The sequence below is a fragment of the Stenotrophomonas sp. SAU14A_NAIMI4_5 genome, assembly GCF_003086795.1.
In the GTDB taxonomy this organism is placed as follows: domain Bacteria; phylum Pseudomonadota; class Gammaproteobacteria; order Xanthomonadales; family Xanthomonadaceae; genus Stenotrophomonas.
The window spans coordinates 1,784,077-1,802,586 of record NZ_CP026003.1; the positions used below are offsets into that span (position 1 = coordinate 1,784,077).

Here is an 18,510-nt window from a genome sequence, read left to right on the forward strand (position 1 = left end):
CATCTTCCAGCGGCGGATGCTGGAAGCCTGTCGAGTGGTGCGCCCGGAGAGATTCGAACTCCCGACCGCCTGGTTCGTAGCCAGGTACTCTATCCAACTGAGCTACGGGCGCCCTGCGACAGGAGCGGAATTATGCGGATGTCGGCGGCTGTCGTCAACGCTTTTGTGAAAATTTTCATTCAACTGAATGAAAAAGCTTTCAGCGACGGCATCCGGGGCCTTCATCCAGGCGAAGTGATCGGCGCGCGTGCCCAGTTCCTGCGCGGACAGCACGCGCACGCCTGAGGCCACATTCGGCAGCTTGGCCAGCAGCGCCTGCATCGAACCGGGCGGCGCGAACCAGTCATCGGCCATCAGCACCGCCTGCGCGCTGCCATGGATGCGTGCCAGCTGCGCATCGAGGTCTTCGTCCATACCCACGGCCGCATAGTGGTTGTTCAGGCCCACCCGCGCCCAGTCGGCGATCAGCCCGCGTGCTTCGGTGCCGCCAAAGCCGAGGCGACGGCCGTGCAGCACACCCTGGCGGCGCGCGATCCACGGCAGGAACCGGTAGAACAGCGGCAGCAGCCAACCGCGCGGGGGCGGGAACACGCGCCAGAACGGCGTGCCGCTGGCCGCCAGCCACAGGCGCTGGAAACGCTCCGGATTGCGGCCGGCATGCAGGCAGGCGAGCTGGCCGCCCAGGCTGTGGCCACCGATGATCCAAGGCAGGGCGCTGCCTGCGCCGTCTTCGCGGACCAGCACGGCCTGGCTGGCCGGCAGATCCTGTTCGAGGATCTCGCGGTAGCCCCAGTCGGCCGTGCGCGAGGGACGCAGTGAACTGCTGCCGTTGCCACGCCACTCATGCAGGTAGACGGCGATGCCACGTGCTGCCAGCGCCTGCGCAAGCGGCAGGTAGTGGCGCGCGGCCACGCCCAGCGCCGGCAGCCACAGCAGGCGTGCCAGCGGCTGTGCAGGCATGCAGGCGATGATCTCGTAGCGGTGGCCATCGCCGCTGTCCACGGCGATCGTGCGCGGCGCAGCGCTCATGCGTGCGGTGCCGCGCCGAAGTGATCCAGCACCAGCACCTCGCTGCGGCCGGGCGCGTAGCCCTGCTGCAGGCCGCGCGCCACGTAATCGATGCCGGCTTCGCAGGCATTGGCCAGGCTGAGCCCGTTGCACAGCTGGGCGGCAATGGCCGAGGCCAGCGTGCAGCCGGTGCCGTGCGCGTCCAGAGGCAGCCGTGCGTGGATGAATTCCTCGCTGCTGACAGCGTCGAAGTAGCGGTCGATCACCCGGTTGCCTTCGTGCAGGTGGCCGCCCTTCAGCAGTACGGCGCCGGCGCCCATGTCGAGCAGCGCGGCAGCGGCCTGCTCGGCGTGGTCGGCGTTGCCGATGCTGCGGCCGACCAGCAGTTCGGCCTCGGGGGTGTTGGGAGTGATCAGCGTGGCCAGCGGAATCAGCCGTTCTCGCATCGCTTGCAGCGCGCTGTCTTCCAGCAGGCGCGCGCCACTGGTGGCGACCATCACCGGGTCCAGCACCACGTGGGCGGGGCGGCGCTGTTCGAGCACGTCAGCAACGGTGTGGATGACCTCTGCATTGGCCAGCATGCCGAGCTTCACTGCGTGGATGTCGAAATCATCGAAGCAGGCGTCCAGCTGCGCGCGCAGGAAGGCGACCGGGGGCACGTGCACGGCGGTGACACCGCGGGTGTTCTGCGCGGTCAACGCGGCGATGGCGGACAGGCCGTGCACGCGATGCGCGGCGAAGGCCTTCAGATCGGCCTGGATGCCGGCGCCACCGCCGGAATCGGAGCCGGCGATGGTGAGGGCGGAAGCGGGAGTGGTCGGGCTCATGCCTCGATTGTGCCGTGGTCCCGCAGGGGAAAATAGATCCACGCCATGCGTGGATGCCCTGGGTTCAATGCCGCCAGCGCGCCCACTGCTGGTACAGCACATACACGATGCCGGTCAGGCCGGTGAGCAGGGCGGGGGCGAGCAGGGCGTCGTAGCGGAAGTGCATGAACAACCACGCGCCGACGATGCCGCCGCCGAGGAAGCCGCTGATGATCAGCCCGCTCAGGGTCAACCGGCGCACCTGCAGGGGCAGGCCGCGCAGCAGGTGGCCCAGGCCGATGCCGAGGTCGGTGAACATGCCGCTCAGATGGGTGGTGCGTACCACCGCGCCGCTGAAGGTGGTGGCCATCGCGTTCTGCAGGCCGCAGGCCATGGCCGCGGCCAGCGCGCCCCAGATCTGCTGCTGCTCGAACAGTGGAATGGCCACCAGCAGCAGCGCCGATTCGATCGCCAGGGCCACGCCGTAGCGCCGGCCCAGCTGCAGGGCGCTGTCCTGGATCAGCAGGCCGCTGAGCATCGCGCCCAGCGAGAAGGCGATCAGCAGGCCCCACAGATGGCCGACCGCGCGCCAGTCACCCTGGGCAATCGCCATGCCCAGCTGGCTGGTGCTGCCGGTCATGTGGCTCACCGCCTGGTGCTCGAAGCCCAGGAAGCCCACCACGTTGACCATGCCGGCCACGCTGGACAACGCGACAGCGCCGATCCAGACCCAGGTGGGCAGGCGGATTCCCATGCCGCCGCCTCAGGGCGACGGCACTTTGCCGCCGTTGAACTGCAGGTCGCTGAAGCTGCCGGTGGCCGGGTCGTACACCGCGCCCCAGAACTGCCGGCCGCCATCACACACGCGGATCGCTTCGCGCGCGGGATTGGTGCTGGCATCTTCCGGCAGGTGGAAGGCGTTGATGTAGATCAGCTGCCGGCCGCCACTTTCGATGCCCACGTACTGGCGGTCGAAGTCCAGTACGTGCGGCACCTGTGCTTCCAGCGAGGACAGCTTCGCTTCCATCTGGTCCACCTGCTGCCGGCTCGGCGCCCAGTAGCCGCTCACCCGCCCGGCCTCGCGGCCGGGGCTGGTGCGCGAGCAGGTATCCAATACCTGCGCGGCGATGACGGGGCGGGTGACCACCCACGATTGGCCGGTGCGCTCGGCGGTCGGCACGCTGGCCGGGCCGCGCGTGGTGGTGCAGGCGGCCAGTGCGGCTGCGAGGGTGATCGCAGCCGTGGGCAGCAGCAGGCGGGTGCAACGGTTCACAACACCTCCGAAGCGTAATCGGCCAGGCGCGAACGTTCGCCTCGGCGCAGGGTGATGTGCGCACTATGCGGCCAGTTCTTGAAGCGGTCCACCGCGTAGGTCAGGCCCGAGGTCGTCTCGGTCAGGTACGGAGTGTCGATCTGCTCGACGTTGCCCAGGCAGACGATCTTGGTGCCGGGGCCGGCACGGGTGATCAGCGTCTTCATCTGCTTCGGGGTGAGGTTCTGCGCTTCATCGAGGATCAGGTAACGCGACAGGAAGGTGCGCCCGCGCATGAAGTTCATCGAGCGGATCTTGATGCGGCTGGCCAGCAGGTCGTTGGTGGCCTGGCGGCCCCAGGTGCCGCCTTCCTGGTTGTGGGTGAGCACTTCCAGGTTGTCGGTCAGCGCGCCCATCCACGGCGTCATCTTTTCTTCTTCGGTACCGGGCAGGAAGCCGATGTCCTCGCCCACGCTCACCGTGGCGCGGGTCATGATGATCTCGCGGTAGCGCTGCTGGTCCATCGTCTGCGCCAGGCCGGCGGCCAGTGCCAGCAGGGTCTTGCCGGTGCCGGCGGTGCCGAGCAGGGTGACGAAGTCGATCTCCGGGTCCATCAGCGCATTGAGCGCGAAGTTCTGCTCGCGGTTGCGCGCGCTGATGCCCCACACGGCATGGCTGCCGTGGCGGAAATCATCGACCAGCGACAGCACCACCTTGCCATCGCCGACCACGCGGCTGACGCGCAGCTCGACCTCGTCTTCGCCGGGCAGGTAGACGTACTGGTTCGGGTACCACTCCTCGCCGTCCTGGGCGAGGATTTCGTAATGCGTGCGGCCCTTGTCGCTCCAGCTGCGCAGGTCCTCGCCGTGGCGCTTCCAGAAGTCTTCCGGCAGCTCGGTGGCGCCGGTGTAGAGCAGGCTGAAATCATCCAGCGCGCGGTCGTTCTCGTAGTCCTCGGACACGATGCCGGCGATGGCCGCCTTGATCCGCAGGTTGATGTCCTTGGAAACGAACACCACCGGCAGGTCGGGCGTTTCTTCCTTCAGCGCCAGGATCGCGCCGAGGATGGCGTTGTCCGGGATGACCTTGCCGAAACTCTTGCCCGCATCGAAATGGCTGGTCTGGAAGCGCAGCTTGCCGGCGCTCTGCTTGCCGCGCAGCTGCAGGCCATTGGGGCGCTCCAGTGGAATGCCGTCGGCCAGGTTGTCCAGGCCCGATTCCTGCACCAGCTCATTGAGGAAGCGGCTCACCTGGCGGGCGTTGCGGCTCGCTTCGGAGGTGCCTTTCTTGCCGTTGTCCAGCTCCTCGATCACCTGCATGGGCAGGTAGACGTCATGTTCCTCGAACTTGAACAGCGCGGTGGGATCGTGCATCAGCACGTTGGTATCCAGCACGTAGATGCGCTTGCCTCGGGTCATCGTCATTTCCTGGTTACGGACAGGGAAAAACCACCACGACCTGCTGCGGGGCAGGGTGGTGGCGGACACAGTGGGCGTTGGAACTCACTTGGATTGGGCGGCCTTCAGTTCGGCAAGCACGGCGTCGGCATGGCCGGCGACCTTGACCTTGCGCCAGGACTGCACGAGTTGGCTGTCGGGAGAAATCAGGAAGGTGCTGCGTTCGATGCCACGTACCTGCTTGCCGTACATGTTCTTCATCTTGATGACGTCGAAGACGGTGCACAGCGCTTCGTCGGCATCACTGACCAGCGGGAAGTTGAATCCCTGCTTGGCGCAGAAGTTGTCGTGCGATTTGACCGAGTCGCGGGAGACGCCGAGAACGACCGCACCGGCCTTCTTGAATTCCGGCAGCAGCGCGTTGAAGTCGATGCCTTCGGTGGTGCAGCCGGGCGTGCTGTCCTTGGGGTAGAAGTACAGCACCAGCCACTGGCCGGCGTAATCGCCGAGGGTGGACTGCTCGCCGCCGGACAGCGCCAGCGGCAGGGAAAGGGTGATGCTGTCCAGGGTATCGCCGTTGTTCATGAGGTCCTTCTGTCGAGCCTGGGTTGTTTCTACGACAATTGCATGAAACGCCACGCGCCCGTGAGAGGCGCGCGAAAATCCGCACGTCCGATCAGAATTTCATCGGGTCCATGATCGCGTCCAGGTTCAGGTGGTCGCAGAACTCGAGGAAATCGTCGCGCAGCGCGGCGATGTGCATGTTGGCCGGCACGCCGATGGTGACCTGCGCGCTGAACATTTCAGCGCCGGTCTGCATGGCGCGGTAACGCGTGCTCTGCAGGGTCTCGATGGTGATGCCCTGGCGGTCGAAGAAATCGGCCAGCTGGAACAGGATGCCCGGCTTGTCGGCGGCGATCACTTCGACGATGTACGGCAGCAGGTTGGACTGCGCCTGCTTGGCCTCGGTGCGGTACCAGACCAGCTTCAGGCCTTCCTCGCGCTCGAGCCGGGTCAGCATCGCTTCCAGCTTGGCGACCGAATCCCAGGAGCCGGTGGCCAGGGCGGTGACCGAGACATCGCGGCCGACCGTGGCCAGGCGCGCGTCCACCAGATTGCAGCCGCTGTCGGCGATGCGGCGGGTGACGGACAGCAGGGGGGACTCCGGATGCGTCGTGTAGGCGTTGATCAGGAGGTGGTTTTCGCTCGGCGCGGGGCGCGGGGTGGTGTCGGTCAAGGCGATTCCGGGTAATGCAAGGCGTGAGTCTGAATGCCCGCCGGGGGCGGGAATCCACCGGTGTCCAGCATACTTGCCCGTGCTTTCGCGCCGCAAGTAACATTCAGGTGCCCCCGGCCTGTCGTGGCGGGCGTTTTCCCTCCCCAGCCAAGAGCAGCACGTCCTTGTCCCTTTCCGGCCTCATCACCGCGCTGGCGACCCCTTTCCGGGCCGACGGCTCCCTCGACCCCGACGGTTGGCAGCGCCTGCTGCACCTGCAGCTGGAGGGCGGCGTCCAAGGCGTCGTCGTCGCCGGCTCGACCGGCGAAGCCGCCACCCTGTCCGATGCCGAATACGACCAGCTGCTGGCCAGCGCGGTCGATACCATCGCCGGCCGTGTCCCGGTCCTGGCCGGCACCGGCCTGTCGGGCACCGCCAAAACCATCGAGCAGACCCGCCGCGCCGCCGCGCTCGGCGCCACCCATGCCCTGGTGGTGACCCCGCCGTACGTGCGGCCCACCCAGGCCGGCCTGATCGCGCATTACCGCGCCGTGGCCGACCAGGGCGGCCTGCCGGTGGTGCTGTACAACGTGCCCGGCCGCACCGGCTGCGACATGCTGCCGGAGACCGTGGCCGAGCTCGCCAGCCACCCGAACATCGTCGCCATCAAGGAAGCGGTGGGCGACATGGGGCGCGTGCAGGCCCTGTTGGCCCTGGCCGGTCCGGAGTTCGCCGTGCTCAGTGGCGATGACGGCACCGCCGCCCGCTCGATCCAGGCCGGCATGGCCGGGCTGATCTCGGTCGGTTCCAACGCGCTGCCCGGTGCCTACCGCCGCATGTGCGCGCTGGCCGCCGCCCACGAACATGACGCCACCGAAGCCTGGGATGCGCGCCTGCAGCCGTTCCATGATTTCTGCGGCGTCGAGCCGAACCCGATCCCGGTCAAGGCGCTGCTGCGCCGCATCGGCATCGGCCATGACCTGCGCCTGCCGCTGCTGCCGCTTTCGGCCGCACACCAGCCCGCGGCCGACCATCTCGCCGGCGACATCGCCGCCCTTGAAGCCCTTTCCAGCCACTGACCCTTTGTCGTGGCCTGATCCAGGAGATCCACATGCGTCAATCCGTTTCCACTGTCCGCGTGCTGTCCTACGCCCTGCTTGCCGTCGCCGTCGCTGCCGGTACCACCGGCTGCTTCAAGCGCGGCGCCAAGGGTGATTACGCCCTGGCCCCCGAAATGCGTCCGCTGGAAGTGCCGCCGGATCTGAACGTCCCGGCAGGCGCCGGTGGCAACCAGGTGCCGGCGCTGAGCTCGGCCACCAAGCCGGCGGCTCCGGCTGCTCCGGCCGCCGCTGCCGCTCCGGCTGCTGGCAACAGCGGTTTCACCATCCCGGGCAGCAAGGAAGAGGCTTTCGGCAAGGTCGGCACCGCGCTGGAAGGCGTCGAAGGCGTGACCATCGCCAGCCGCGCGCAGCTGCTGGGCTCCTACGACGTGGCCTATGAAGGCAGCAACTTCCTGGTCCGCGTGGTTGCCGTCGATGCCGGTGCCTACATCTCCGCGGTCGACCCGCGTGGCATGCCGGCCACCGCCGAAGCCCCGGTGAAGCTGATTGCCGCACTGAAGGCGAAGCTGGCGCAGTAAGCGCCGGTGGAGGTTCCGCCGGGCATGGCCCGGCGCTACCTTCTGCTGTGGTAGTCGCCAACCTTGGTTGGCGCCGACCCACAAAAAAGGGCGCCGCAAGGCGCCCTTTTCGTTGCCGCAACAGGCGCTTCTCAGCGCTCCAGCAGCGGCAGCTTGTCCGGCTTGCCGTCCCACTCGCCGGCATCGGCGGGCGGATCCTTGCGCACGGTCAGCACCGGCCACTCCTTGGCGAGCTCGGCATTGAGGCCCACGAACACTTCCTGGCCGGCCGGGACATCGTCCTCCGGGAAGATCGCGTTGACCGGGCACTCCGGCTCACAGAGGGTGCAGTCGATGCACTCGTCCGGGTCGATCACCAGGAAGTTCGGGCCTTCGTGGAAGCAGTCCACGGGGCACACTTCCACGCAATCGGTGTGTTTGCACTTGATGCAGTTTTCGGTGACGACAAAGGGCATAAGGGGGGAGGCAGATCCGTCTTCAAGCGGACAATTCTAGAACAGGTTGAACGCGCGCGCTGCCGTTGCACGCACCGGCACCCTGCGCGCTGACGATTCTGCACAGGCGGCAAGGGCATGCGGCCACCGCGCAGCAGCACTTTGCGGCACTGCACATTGCCAAGCCGGGGAAGCCCCCGGCAGACTCGATGTCCATCGGTGGACATCTGGCGGTGAAGCAGTGCGGATCGCAGGGACGGGCAGGGCATGAGCGTGTATCTGGGCATCGACGCCGGCACGCAGAGCGTGAAAGTGATTGCCTACGACGCGGCGGCACGCACGATGCTGGCGCAGCAGGCACGGCCGCTGGAACTGGCGGCGACGGCCGATGGCGGCCGCGAACAGAACGCCGCCGACTGGGTGAAGGCGCTGGTCGAGGCGATCCAGGCCCTGCCAGGGCCGGTGCGGGCGCGGGTGCGCGGGCTGGCGGTGTCCGGCCAGCAGCACGGCTTCGTCCCGCTGGGCCGCGACAACCGCGCGCTGGGCCCGGTCAAGCTGTGGTGTGACACCAGCACCGGCGCCGAATGCGAGGCGATCATCGCCGCCATGGGCGGGCCTGCGGCCTGCATTGCCGAAGCCGGCAACGACCTGCGGGTGGGCTATACGGCCTCCAAGCTGCGCTGGACCCGGCAGCACCGGCCGGAGGTGGATGCCGCGCTGGATGGCATCGCCCTGCCGCACGACTACCTGAATCTCTGGCTGACCGGCCAGCGCTTCATGGAGGCCGGTGATGCCTCCGGCACCGGCTGGCTGGATGTGCGCCGGCGCGACTGGTCGCCGGCGATGCTGGCCGCCACCGACGACCGGCGTGACCTGGCCGCGCTGCTGCCGCCGTTGGTGGGCCCGGAACAGGGCTTCTCCCTGCTGCCGGCGATCGCCGCGCTGCTGGGGCTGCCGGCCGATACCCGCGTGGCGGTCGGCGGCGGCGACAACATGATGGCGGCCATCGGCACCGGCGCGGTGCGCGAGGGGCGGTTGAGCATGAGCCTGGGCACTTCGGGCACGCTGTTCGCCTGGCGCGCCACGCCCTGCGTGGATGCGCAGGGGCGCTGGGCCGCGTTCTGCGCTTCCGATGGCGGTTGGCTGCCGCTGATCTGCACGATGAACTGCACGGTCGCCACCGGCCAGACGGCCGCACTGTTGGGGCAGTCGCCGGCGCAATGCGAAACCCTGCTGGCGCAGAGCGCGCCCGGCGCCGATGGGCTGGTGATGCTGCCGTTCTTCAATGGCGAGCGCAGCCCGGACCTGCCGCTGGCGCGCGGCGCCCTGCATGGGCTGGACCTGCACAACCTGACCCCGGCCAACCTCTACCGCGCCGCGATGGAAGGCGCCAGCTACAGCCTGCGCCTCGGCTACGACGCGCTGGTTGAAGGCGGCCTGCGCGGGCAGCGCCTGGTGCTGACCGGGGGCGGTGCCAACAGCCCGGCCTGGCGCCAGTTGATCGCCGATCTGTTCCAGCTGCCGGTGGCCGTGCCGGTGCAGGCCGAAGGCGCCGCCTTCGGGGCCGCGCTGCAGGCGCTGTGGCTGTGCGAAGGGCAGGGCCAGGCGCTGGCCGACCTGGTCGATGCGCACCTGCAGTTCGACCCCGCTTTGGCCGCCCAGCCCGATCCTACCCGCGCGGCCGCGTACGAGGCCGGTTACCAGCGTTTCGTCCACCACCTGCAGGCGTTGACGCCGCTGTTCCAGCAGCGCCTGCCCTGATCCCGAAGAAGGAAGCATCGTCCATGGCAACCCCGTTCCATGTAGGTCAGCGTGAGTACTTCCCCGGCATCGGTCGCATTCCCTTCGAGGGCCGCGACTCCGACAACCCCCTGGCCTTCAAGGTCTACGACGCACAGAAGCAGATCGGCGGGCGCAGCATGGCCGAGCACCTGCGCTTTGCCGTGGCCTACTGGCACAGCTTCTGCGGCGCCGGCCAGGACCCGTTCGGGCCGGGTACCCGTGCCTATCCGTGGGACCACGGCGATACCGCGCTGGCCCGTGCCGAGGCGCGCTGCGATGCCGCCTTCGAGTTCTTCACCAAGCTGGGCGTGCCGTACTGGTGCTTCCATGACGTGGACCTGGCGCCGGACGCGGACGACATCGGCGAGTACCGCGCCAACCTCGCGCACATGGTCGAGCTGGCCAGCCAGCGCCAGCAGCAGACCGGCATGCAGCTGCTGTGGGGCACGGCCAACCTGTTCTCGCACCCGCGCTACATGAATGGCGCGGCCACCAACCCGGATTTCGCGGTGGTGGCGCGCGCGGCGGTGCAGGTGCGTGCGGCGCTGGAGGCCACCGTGGCGTTGGGCGGCAGCAACTACGTGTTCTGGGGTGGCCGCGAAGGCTATGCCTGCCTGCTCAACACCGACATGAAGCGCGAACAGGCGCACCTGGCCCGGTTCCTTGCCGCCGCCCGCGACCACGGCCGCAGCATCGGCTTCCAGGGCACGTTCCTGATCGAGCCCAAGCCGATGGAGCCGATGCACCACCAGTACGACTTCGACAGTGCCACCGTGGTCGGCTTCCTGCGCGAGCACGGGCTGGACGGCGATTTCAAGCTGAACATCGAGGCCAACCACGCCACCCTGTCCGGGCATACCTTCGCCCACGACCTGCAGGTGGCCGCCGATGCCGGCCTGCTGGGCAGCATCGACGCCAACCGCGGCAACCCGCAGAACGGCTGGGACACCGACCAGTTCCCGACCGACCTCTACGACACCGTCGGCGCCATGCTGGTGGTGCTGCGGCAGGGCGGGCTGGGCCATGGCGGCCTGAACTTCGATGCCAAGGTGCGCCGCGAGTCGACCGACCCGCAGGACCTGTTCCTGGCCCATATCGGCGGCATGGATGCCTTCGCCCGCGGCCTGGAAGTGGCCCATGCGCTGCTGCAGGCCTCGCCGCTGGAGTCGTGGCGGCGCGAGCGCTATGCCAGCTTCGACCACGGCCCGGGTCAGGCCTTCGCCGCCGGCCAGCTCAGCCTCGACGACCTCTGCGCCCACGCCCAGCAGGCCAGCGAACCGCGCCAGCGTAGCGGCCGGCAGGAAGCCTATGAGAACCTGCTGAACCAGTACCTGCTGCGCTGAGCGGCCGGCCCACCTCTTTCGCGGAAGACCCAATGTCCACAGCGATTCCTGCAAACGCCGGCACGCGCGGCGAAAACACAGCCTTCATCGTCCTGATCAGCTGCGTGGCCACCCTCGGTGGCTTCCTGTTCGGCTTCGACAGCGGCGTGATCAACGGTACGGTCGATGGCCTGCGCCAGGCGTTCAATTCCAGCGAGGCCGCCCTGGGCTTCGAGGTGGCGTCGATGCTGCTGGGCTGCGCGATCGGCGCGTTCGTGGCCGGGCGCCTGGGTGACCTGCTGGGCCGGCGCAGCGTGCTGATCATCTCGGCGGTGCTGTTCCTGCTGTCGGCGCTGGGTGCCGGCGCGGCGCATGCCTCGTGGCTGTTCGTGGCCGCGCGCATGGTCGGCGGCTTCGCGGTGGGTGCGGCCAGCGTGATGTCGCCGGCCTACATCGCCGAAGTTGCCTCGGCGCGCTACCGCGGCAAGCTGGCCACGGTGCAGCAGATGGCGATCATCAGCGGCCTGTTCGCGGCCTTCCTCAGCAACTTCCTGCTGGCCCGTGCCGCCGGTGCCTCCACCGAGGTGCTGTGGCTGGGGCAGGAGGCGTGGCGCTGGATGTTCTGGATGCAGGCGATTCCGTCGCTGCTGTTCCTGGTGCTGCTGCTGGCCATCCCGGAAAGCCCGCGCTTCCTGGTCGCCAAGGGGCGCCAGGCGCAGGCCGAGGCGGTGCTGGTGAAGCTGTACGGCGCGGCCGAGGCCCGCACCAAGCGCAGCGAGATCGAGGGCAGCCTGGCCCAGGACCAGCACCGGCCGAGCTTTGCCGACCTGAAGGACAAGACCACGGGGCGCCTGCGCAGCATCGTCTGGGTGGGTATCGGCCTGGCGGTGCTGCAGCAGCTGGTGGGCATCAACGTGGTGTTCTACTACGGCGCGGTGCTGTGGCAGGCGGTGGGCTTCTCGGAGAACGATGCGCTGCTGATCAACGTGCTGTCCGGCGCGCTGAGCATCGGTGCCTGCCTGGTGACGGTGCTGCTGATCGACCGCATCGGCCGCAAGCCGCTGCTGTGGGTCGGTTCGGTCGGCATGGCCATTGCGCTGGCGCTGATGGTGGTGGCCTTTGCCAGCGGCAGCCTGGTCGATGGCAGGCTGCAGTTGTCTGACGGCATGGGCCGGCTGGCGCTGGTGGCGGCCAACGTCTACGTGGTGTTCTTCAACATGTCGTGGGGCCCGGTGATGTGGGTGATGCTGGGCGAGATGTTCCCGAACCAGATCCGCGGCTCGGCGCTGGCGGTGGCCGGTGCGGCGCAGTGGACGTCGAACTTCGCCATCACGGTCACCTTCCCGATGCTGCTGGCCGGCATCGGCCTGGCCGGCGCCTACGGCATCTATACCGTCGCCGCCTTCCTCTCCATCTTCTTCGTGGTCCGCTACGTGCGCGAAACCAAGGGCAAGGAACTGGAGCAGATGGAAGGCTGACGCGCTTTGGCTTCGGAGGCGTTGCGTTCGCGCCTCCCGGCTACGTGGGAGAGGGCGGCCTGCCCCCTCCTGACAGTTTCATGGTGTGTGCGGAAGCCGCGGGCTGCTTGCCGATGGCTGCCGCAGTGCGTGATCAACTGTCCGGAGACGGTGGGGTCACCCAGGCCAGGACCGCAGGCGCCATGGGTTGGGCGCATGCGCCCGACGGGTTGGGCAGGAGCCCAACCCCGGTCTTGCCGTGTGCGCAGGACAGCGCACGCGAGCAAGGCGTCATCGAGCCCCCATGGATGGGTTAACGGCGTGTCCTGGCCTGGGTGACCCCACCGGCTCAAGCCGATAGCAAAGAGGCGCCACAGCGACCAAGCACCCGAAGCCACAAACCCCGGAAAACGGAAAAGCCCGCACGAAGGCGGGCTTTTTCGGTTCCTGCTGCTGCGACTGGTGCTCCCTAGGGGACTCGAACCCCTGTTTTAGCCTTGAGAGGGCCACGTCCTAACCACTAGACGAAGGGAGCATAAAATTGTCGCTGCCGAGGCAGGAGCGCTAGTATATGCACCTCGATGCCATTGGGCAATCCCGAAACTTCAACCGGAAGCGCCAACATCAATTCCTCTGCTCCATCACCGTTCAGCCTGCGCGTCATCCCGCGCGACCAGCACACGATCTCCCGCAAGGACATCAGCCCGAACGCTCTGCGCGTGCTGTACCGCCTGCGCGATTCCGGCTTCGGCGCCTACCTTGTCGGCGGCGCCGTGCGCGATCTGCTGGTCAATGGCCGCCCCAAGGATTTCGACGTGGCCACCGACGCCACGCCCGAACAGGTCAAGCAGCTGTTCCGCAACTGCCGCCTGATCGGCCGCCGTTTCCGCCTGGCCCACGTGGTCTTCGGCCGCGAGATCATCGAAGTCGCTACCTTCCGCGCCAACAGCGATGACGGCAGCGGCGACCGCGAAATGGAAAACGGCATGCTCGTGCGCGACAACGTGTACGGCACCATCGAAGACGATGCCGTCCGCCGCGACTTCACCTGCAACGCCCTGTACTACGCCATCGAGGATTTCTCGGTGCGCGACTACACCGGCGGCTTCGAAGACGTGCAGGCACGCCTGATGAAGCTCATCGGCGATCCGGTGCAGCGCTACCAGGAAGACCCGGTGCGCATGCTGCGTGCCGTGCGCCTGGCCGCCAAGCTCGGCTTCCAGATCGAAGAAGGCACCGCCGCGCCGATCCCGCACCTGGCCAACCTGCTCAACGAGGCCGCCCCGGCGCGCCTGTTCGAAGAAGTGCTGAAGCTGTTCCTGTCCGGGCACGGCGTCGCCAGCTTCGAAGGCCTGGAACGTTACGGCCTGTTCGACGTGTTGTTCCCCGAAAGCGCCAAGGCCCTCAGGTCCAACCGTACCGGTGCGCTGCGCCGCATGCTGGTGGAAGGCCTGGCCAACACCGATGCGCGCGTGGCCAACGACGAGCCGGTGTCGCCGGCGTTCCTGTTCGCATTGTTGCTGTGGCCGGCGTACTGCCGCGCCCAGGCCAGCCTGCTCAAGCAGGGTGTCGCCCCGGAAGAGGCGCAGCGCCGCGCCGCGGACCGGGTCACCGTGCAGCAGCTGAGCACCATCGCCCTGCCGCGCCGCTTCTCGCTGCCGATGCAGGAAATCTGGCTGCTGCAGTCGCGCTTCAGCTCGCGCCAGCGCAAGCGCGTGTTCCGCACGCTCACCCATCCGCGCTTCCGCGCCGCGTTCGACTTCCTGGCCCTGCGCCAGGTCGCCTCGGCCGAGCACGAAGCCGACGTGGCGTTCTGGCGCGAAGCGCAGGCGCAGTCCGGGCATGAGCTGGAATCCTCGCTGGATGCCATCCACACCGAGGGCGGGGACGAAGAGGGTGGGGCACCGCGCAAGCGTCGCCGCCGTCGTCGTCGCACCGGTGCTGCCGCCGGCGGCGCCGCCGAGTAAGCCATGACCCTTGCCTGGATCGGCCTGGGGGCCAACCTGGGTGACGCGGTCACCACCGTCCGCGCGGCCATCGCCGCGCTGGATGGCCTGCCCGGCACGCAGCTGCGGCAGGCCTCGCGCCTGTACGCCACGCCGGCCTGGGGCAACGAAGACCAGCCGCCGTTCGTCAACGCGGTCGCGGGGGTCGAGACCACCCTGGCCGCCGGCGATCTGCTGCAGGCGATGCTCGCGCTGGAACAGCAGTTCGGCCGCGTGCGCGACCCCGCCGTGCACTGGGGCCCGCGCGCGCTCGACCTGGACCTGCTGCTGTACGGCGAGCAGATGCTGGATGAGCCCGGCCTGCAGGTACCGCATCCCTACCTGCACGAACGCGCCTTCGTGCTGGTGCCGTTGGCCGAGATCGCACCGGATCTGGCCATTCCCGGGCATGGACGCGTGCAGGATGCAGTGGTGCGGGTCGATGCCTGCGGGATCGCGCCGATAGGGTGATAATGACCGGGTTATCTCCCCGGTTATCAGCACATGAGCACCCACGCAGACAGCAAGCCCTGGACCGTTCCCGCACTGGCCGAAGCCAAGCGCAATGGCCAGAAGCTGGTCATGTTGACCGCTTACGACGCCAGCTTTGCCCGTACGTTCGACGCCAATGGCGTGGACCTGATCCTGATCGGCGATTCGCTGGGCATGGTCGTGCAGGGTCATGATTCGACCCTGCCGGTGACCGTCGCCGACATGGTCTATCACACCCGTGCGGTGTCCCGCGTGCTGCAGCGTGCGCTGCTGGTGGCCGACCTGCCGTTCGGCGCCGACGCCACCCCTGAGCGCGCGCTGGAGGCTTCGCTGCAGCTGCTGCAGGCCGGCGCCGAGATGGTCAAGATCGAAGGTGCCGGCTTCAAGGTCGACATCGTGCGCTACCTGGTCGAGCGCGAGATTCCGGTCTGTTCGCACCTGGGCCTGACCCCGCAGTCGGTGCTGCGCCTGGGCGGCTTCAAGATCCAGGGCCGTGGCGATGCCGCGCGCCAGCTGGTGGAAGACGCCAAGGCCGTGGCCGCCGCCGGTGCCGCGCTGATCGTGCTCGAATGCATGCCGACCCCGGTGGCCGCCGAAGTGACCGCAGCCGTCAGCGTGCCGACCATCGGCATCGGTGCCGGCCCGCAGTGCGATGGCCAGGTGCTGGTGATGCACGATTTCATCGGCCTGGACAGCGGCCACCGCCGTCCGAAGTTCGTCAAGGACTTCCTGGCCGAAGGCGGTTCGGTGGCCGGTGCCACCCGCGCCTACGCCGACGCCGTGCGCGACGGCAGCTTCCCCGACGAACAGCACGCTTACGCCCAATGATCCAGACCTTCAACGAGCTCGGCGCGCTGCGCGAGCAGATCGCACAGTGGAAGCAGCAGGGCCTGCGCGTGGCGCTGGTGCCGACCATGGGCAACCTGCACGGTGGCCACCATTCGCTGGTGACGCTGGCGCGGCAGTACGCCGACAAGGTCGTGGCCAGCATCTTCGTCAACCCGACCCAGTTCGGGCCGAATGAAGACTTCAGCCGCTACCCGCGCACGCCCGAGGCCGACGTGGCCGGGCTGGAGCAGGTCGGCTGCGATGCGGTGTGGCTGCCCAGCGTCGAGGCGATGTACCCGCTGGGCGTGGACAAGACCACGCAGATGCACGCCCCGGGCGTGAGCGAAGTACTGGAGGGCGCCAGCCGCCCCGGCCACTTCGATGGCGTCTGCACGGTGGTCGCGCGCCTGTTCCTGCAGGTGCAGCCGGACGTGGCCGTGTTCGGCCGCAAGGACTACCAGCAGCTGGCCGTGATCAAGCAGATGGTGGCCGAGCTGTCGTTCCCGATCCAGATCGTCGGTGCCGAGATCGTGCGTGACGACGATGGCCTGGCCAAGAGCTCGCGCAACCAGTACCTGGATGCCAGCCAGCGCCCGCTGGCCACCACCATCCACCGCACCCTGCTGGGCATGCGCGAGGGCTACGTGGCCGGGCAGACGCGTGCGCAGATCGAGGCCGATGCCACCGCGGCGCTGCAGGCGGCCGGCTTCCAGGTCGACTACGCGGTGCTGCGCACCCCCGAGCTGGCCGAGCCGACCTTCGACGGTGGCGGCCGGGTGGCGTTGATCGCTGCCCGCCTGGGCAGCACCCGGTTGATCGACAACCTGGAATTCTGATGCCTGCGGGGTCGGATCCCTTTCCCGGTGGGAAAGGGCTCTGACCCCACTTCCAGCCCGCTACCTGAACAGGTTGCCGGCCGTGATGCCCCGCGCTGCGCGGGTGCTAGAATCCCCGCTTTCCTTTGCGTTGTGCCGTGCCATGCATCTGTCCCTGCTGAAGACCAAGATCCACCGCGCCACCGTTACCCATTCCGAGCTGAACTACGAAGGCTCGATCGCCATCGACGACAACCTGCTGGCTGCCACGGGCATCCGCGAGTTCGAGCAGGTGCATATCTGGGACGTGACCAACGGTGCGCGCTTCTCGACCTACGCCATCCGTGCCGAAGCCGGCAGCGGCGTGGTGTCGCTCAACGGTGGCGCTGCACGCCACGTGCAGGTCGGTGACATCATCATCATCGCTGCGTTCGCCAGCATGACCGAGCAGGAAGCCGACAGCTTCAAGCCGAAGCTGGTGTACGTGGACGGCAACAACCAGATCACCCACACCAACGACACGATCCCGACCCAGGCCGCATGACAACGAACAACGGATTCGACTCGCTGCATTCCCACGCCCAGCGCCTGAAGGGCGCAAGCATCCCCAGCCTCCTCGCCGCCGAACCCGGCCGCGTGCAGGACCTGGCGCTGCGGGTCGGTCCGTTGTACGTCAATTTCGCCCGGCAGAAGTACGATGCCGCGGCGCTGCAGGCGTTGCTGGCACTCGCCGCCGACCGTGATGTCGGCGGTGCCATCACCCGCCTGTTCCGCGGCGAGCAGGTCAACCTGACCGAAGGTCGCGCCGCGCTGCACACCGCGCTGCGTGGCGACGGGGTCGATGCGCCGGTGGCGGCCGAGGCCTATGCCACCGCGCGCGAAATCCGCCAGCGCATGGGCGTGCTGGTGCGCGCGCTGGAAGACAGCGGCGTGACCGATGTGGTCAGCGTCGGCATCGGCGGTTCCGATCTGGGCCCGCGCCTGGTGGCCGATGCGCTGCGACCGGTGACCGGTGCGCGCCTGCGCGTGCATTTCGTGTCGAACGTGGACGGCGCCGCCATGCAGCGCACGCTGGCCACGCTGGATCCGGCCAAGACCGCCGGCATCCTCATTTCCAAAACCTTCGGTACCCAGGAAACCCTGCTCAACGGGCAGATCCTGCACGACTGGCTGGGTGGCAGCGAGCGCCTGTACGCGGTCAGCGCCAACCCCGAGCGTGCGGCCAAGGCCTTCGCCATCGCCGCCGATCGCGTGCTGCCGATGTGGGACTGGGTGGGTGGCCGTTATTCGCTGTGGTCGGCGGTCGGTTTCCCGATCGCACTGGCGATTGGTTTCGAGCGTTTCGAGCAGCTGCTGGACGGTGCCGCGCAGATGGATGCGCACGCGCTGGACGCGCCGCTGGAGCGCAACCTGCCGGTGCTGCACGGCCTGACCGACATCTGGAACCGCAACGTGCTGGGCCATGCCACGCACGCGGTGATGACCTATGACCAGCGCCTGGCGCTGCTGCCGGCCTACCTGCAGCAGCTGGTGATGGAAAGCCTGGGCAAGCGCGTGCAGCGTGACGGCCAGCCGGTCACCACCGACACCGTGCCGGTGTGGTGGGGCGGGGCGGGCACCGATGTGCAGCACAGCTTCTTCCAGGCGCTGCACCAGGGCACCAGCATCATCCCGGCCGACTTCATCGGCTGCGTGCACAACGATGATCCGTACACGGTCAACCACCAGGCGCTGCTGGCCAACCTGCTGGCGCAGACCGAGGCGCTGGCCAACGGCCAGGGCAGCGATGACCCGCACCGCGATTACCCGGGTGGCCGCCCGAGCACGCTGATCCTGCTCGACGCGCTGACCCCGCAGGCGCTGGGCGCGCTGATCGCCATGTACGAACACGCCGTGTACGTGCAGTCGGTCATCTGGAACATCAACGCCTTCGACCAGTTCGGTGTCGAGCTGGGCAAGCAGCTGGCCAGCGGCCTGCTGCCGGCGCTGCAGGGCGAGGATGTGGCGATTGCCGACCCGATGACCCGCGAGATCCTGGCGCAGCTGAAGCGCTGACGCTCTGATAGTGCCGGCCGCT

19 protein-coding genes and 2 tRNA genes are annotated in these 18,510 nt (G+C 68.2%); 11 read left to right on the top strand and 10 right to left on the bottom strand.

The window, feature by feature from the left end:
• Positions 1 to 35 precede the first annotated feature (35 nt).
• The 8 genes from C1925_RS08475 to C1925_RS08510 form a co-directional block, all read right to left on the bottom strand.
• A tRNA-Arg gene (locus tag C1925_RS08475) sits at positions 36 to 112 on the bottom strand.
• Positions 103 to 1,029: an alpha/beta fold hydrolase gene (locus C1925_RS08480; protein ID WP_108768496.1), complete on the bottom strand. Its 927-nt coding sequence runs from the start codon at positions 1,027 to 1,029 to the stop codon at positions 103 to 105. Before C1925_RS08480 ends, C1925_RS08475 begins: the two co-directional genes overlap by 10 nt.
• Positions 1,026 to 1,835: a bifunctional hydroxymethylpyrimidine kinase/phosphomethylpyrimidine kinase gene (thiD, locus tag C1925_RS08485; protein ID WP_108768497.1), complete on the bottom strand. Its 810-nt coding sequence runs from the start codon at positions 1,833 to 1,835 to the stop codon at positions 1,026 to 1,028. The genes C1925_RS08480 and thiD overlap by 4 nt, the downstream gene beginning before the upstream one ends.
• A gap of 64 nt (positions 1,836 to 1,899) precedes the next feature.
• Entirely contained in the window at positions 1,900 to 2,568 is a 669-nt protein-coding gene (locus tag C1925_RS08490) for a YoaK family protein (protein WP_108768498.1), read from the bottom strand.
• 9 nt (positions 2,569 to 2,577) lie between these two features.
• On the bottom strand, positions 2,578 to 3,087 hold the full coding sequence (locus tag C1925_RS08495) for a hypothetical protein (protein ID WP_108768499.1): 510 nt from the start codon (positions 3,085 to 3,087) through the stop codon (positions 2,578 to 2,580).
• On the bottom strand, positions 3,084 to 4,484 hold the full coding sequence (locus tag C1925_RS08500; protein ID WP_079221478.1) for a PhoH family protein: 1,401 nt from the start codon (positions 4,482 to 4,484) through the stop codon (positions 3,084 to 3,086). The genes C1925_RS08495 and C1925_RS08500 overlap by 4 nt, the downstream gene beginning before the upstream one ends.
• Before the next feature lie 84 nt (positions 4,485 to 4,568).
• Positions 4,569 to 5,048, bottom strand: coding sequence for a peroxiredoxin (locus tag C1925_RS08505; protein ID WP_108768500.1), 480 nt, complete (start codon positions 5,046 to 5,048; stop codon positions 4,569 to 4,571).
• Positions 5,049 to 5,139: 91 nt separating this feature from the next.
• Positions 5,140 to 5,700: a glycine cleavage system protein R gene (locus tag C1925_RS08510; protein WP_025879444.1), complete on the bottom strand. Its 561-nt coding sequence runs from the start codon at positions 5,698 to 5,700 to the stop codon at positions 5,140 to 5,142.
• A gap of 164 nt (positions 5,701 to 5,864) precedes the next feature.
• Here C1925_RS08510 and dapA point away from each other — a divergent pair, with 164 nt between their 5' ends.
• Positions 5,865 to 6,758 (top strand): 4-hydroxy-tetrahydrodipicolinate synthase, encoded by an 894-nt coding sequence (gene dapA, locus C1925_RS08515; RefSeq protein WP_108768501.1) that lies wholly within the window; start codon positions 5,865 to 5,867, stop codon positions 6,756 to 6,758.
• Positions 6,759 to 6,790: 32 nt separating this feature from the next.
• The gene (locus tag C1925_RS08520) at positions 6,791 to 7,318 is read left to right on the top strand and encodes a hypothetical protein (protein ID WP_108768502.1); all 528 of its coding nucleotides are present in this window, start codon (positions 6,791 to 6,793) and stop codon (positions 7,316 to 7,318) included.
• 131 nt (positions 7,319 to 7,449) lie between these two features.
• On the opposite strand, the gene fdxA is transcribed toward C1925_RS08520, so the two are convergent.
• Positions 7,450 to 7,773 carry a ferredoxin FdxA gene (fdxA, locus tag C1925_RS08525; RefSeq protein ID WP_079221482.1) on the bottom strand — a complete coding sequence of 108 codons (324 nt, stop codon included), beginning with the start codon at positions 7,771 to 7,773 and terminating at the stop codon, positions 7,450 to 7,452.
• Positions 7,774 to 8,019: 246 nt separating this feature from the next.
• On the opposite strand from fdxA, the gene xylB reads away from it, so the two are divergent.
• Genes xylB through C1925_RS08540 form a run of 3 tightly spaced genes read left to right on the top strand, consistent with a single transcriptional unit; the run spans position 8,020 to position 12,334 of the window.
• Positions 8,020 to 9,513, top strand: a complete 1,494-nt coding sequence (gene xylB, locus C1925_RS08530) for a xylulokinase (RefSeq protein ID WP_108768503.1) — start codon at positions 8,020 to 8,022, stop codon at positions 9,511 to 9,513.
• A gap of 23 nt (positions 9,514 to 9,536) precedes the next feature.
• The gene (gene xylA / locus C1925_RS08535) at positions 9,537 to 10,877 is read left to right on the top strand and encodes a xylose isomerase (protein WP_108768504.1); all 1,341 of its coding nucleotides are present in this window, start codon (positions 9,537 to 9,539) and stop codon (positions 10,875 to 10,877) included.
• 32 nt (positions 10,878 to 10,909) lie between these two features.
• Positions 10,910 to 12,334 carry a sugar porter family MFS transporter gene (locus tag C1925_RS08540; RefSeq protein WP_108768505.1) on the top strand — a complete coding sequence of 475 codons (1,425 nt, stop codon included), beginning with the start codon at positions 10,910 to 10,912 and terminating at the stop codon, positions 12,332 to 12,334.
• A 439-nt stretch (positions 12,335 to 12,773) separates the two neighbouring features.
• Here C1925_RS08540 and C1925_RS08545 read toward each other — a convergent pair.
• Positions 12,774 to 12,848 (bottom strand) — tRNA-Glu (locus tag C1925_RS08545).
• Positions 12,849 to 12,900: 52 nt separating this feature from the next.
• Between C1925_RS08545 and pcnB the strand changes: the two genes are divergently transcribed.
• From pcnB to pgi, 6 genes are all read left to right on the top strand, one after another.
• Complete coding sequence (gene pcnB / locus C1925_RS08550; RefSeq protein ID WP_108768506.1) at positions 12,901 to 14,280, top strand: polynucleotide adenylyltransferase PcnB; 1,380 nt, start codon at positions 12,901 to 12,903, stop codon at positions 14,278 to 14,280.
• Positions 14,281 to 14,283: 3 nt separating this feature from the next.
• Positions 14,284 to 14,769 (top strand): 2-amino-4-hydroxy-6-hydroxymethyldihydropteridine diphosphokinase, encoded by a 486-nt coding sequence (folK, locus tag C1925_RS08555; protein ID WP_108768507.1) that lies wholly within the window; start codon positions 14,284 to 14,286, stop codon positions 14,767 to 14,769.
• A 33-nt stretch (positions 14,770 to 14,802) separates the two neighbouring features.
• Positions 14,803 to 15,618 (top strand): 3-methyl-2-oxobutanoate hydroxymethyltransferase, encoded by an 816-nt coding sequence (panB, locus tag C1925_RS08560; RefSeq protein WP_108768508.1) that lies wholly within the window; start codon positions 14,803 to 14,805, stop codon positions 15,616 to 15,618.
• The gene (gene panC, locus C1925_RS08565; protein WP_108768509.1) at positions 15,615 to 16,454 is read left to right on the top strand and encodes a pantoate--beta-alanine ligase; all 840 of its coding nucleotides are present in this window, start codon (positions 15,615 to 15,617) and stop codon (positions 16,452 to 16,454) included. The genes panB and panC overlap by 4 nt, the downstream gene beginning before the upstream one ends.
• A gap of 142 nt (positions 16,455 to 16,596) precedes the next feature.
• The gene (panD, locus tag C1925_RS08570; RefSeq protein WP_006432456.1) at positions 16,597 to 16,977 is read left to right on the top strand and encodes an aspartate 1-decarboxylase; all 381 of its coding nucleotides are present in this window, start codon (positions 16,597 to 16,599) and stop codon (positions 16,975 to 16,977) included.
• Positions 16,974 to 18,488, top strand: a complete 1,515-nt coding sequence (gene pgi / locus C1925_RS08575; protein ID WP_108768510.1) for a glucose-6-phosphate isomerase — start codon at positions 16,974 to 16,976, stop codon at positions 18,486 to 18,488. Before panD ends, pgi begins: the two co-directional genes overlap by 4 nt.
• Positions 18,489 to 18,510: the final 22 nt, after the last annotated feature.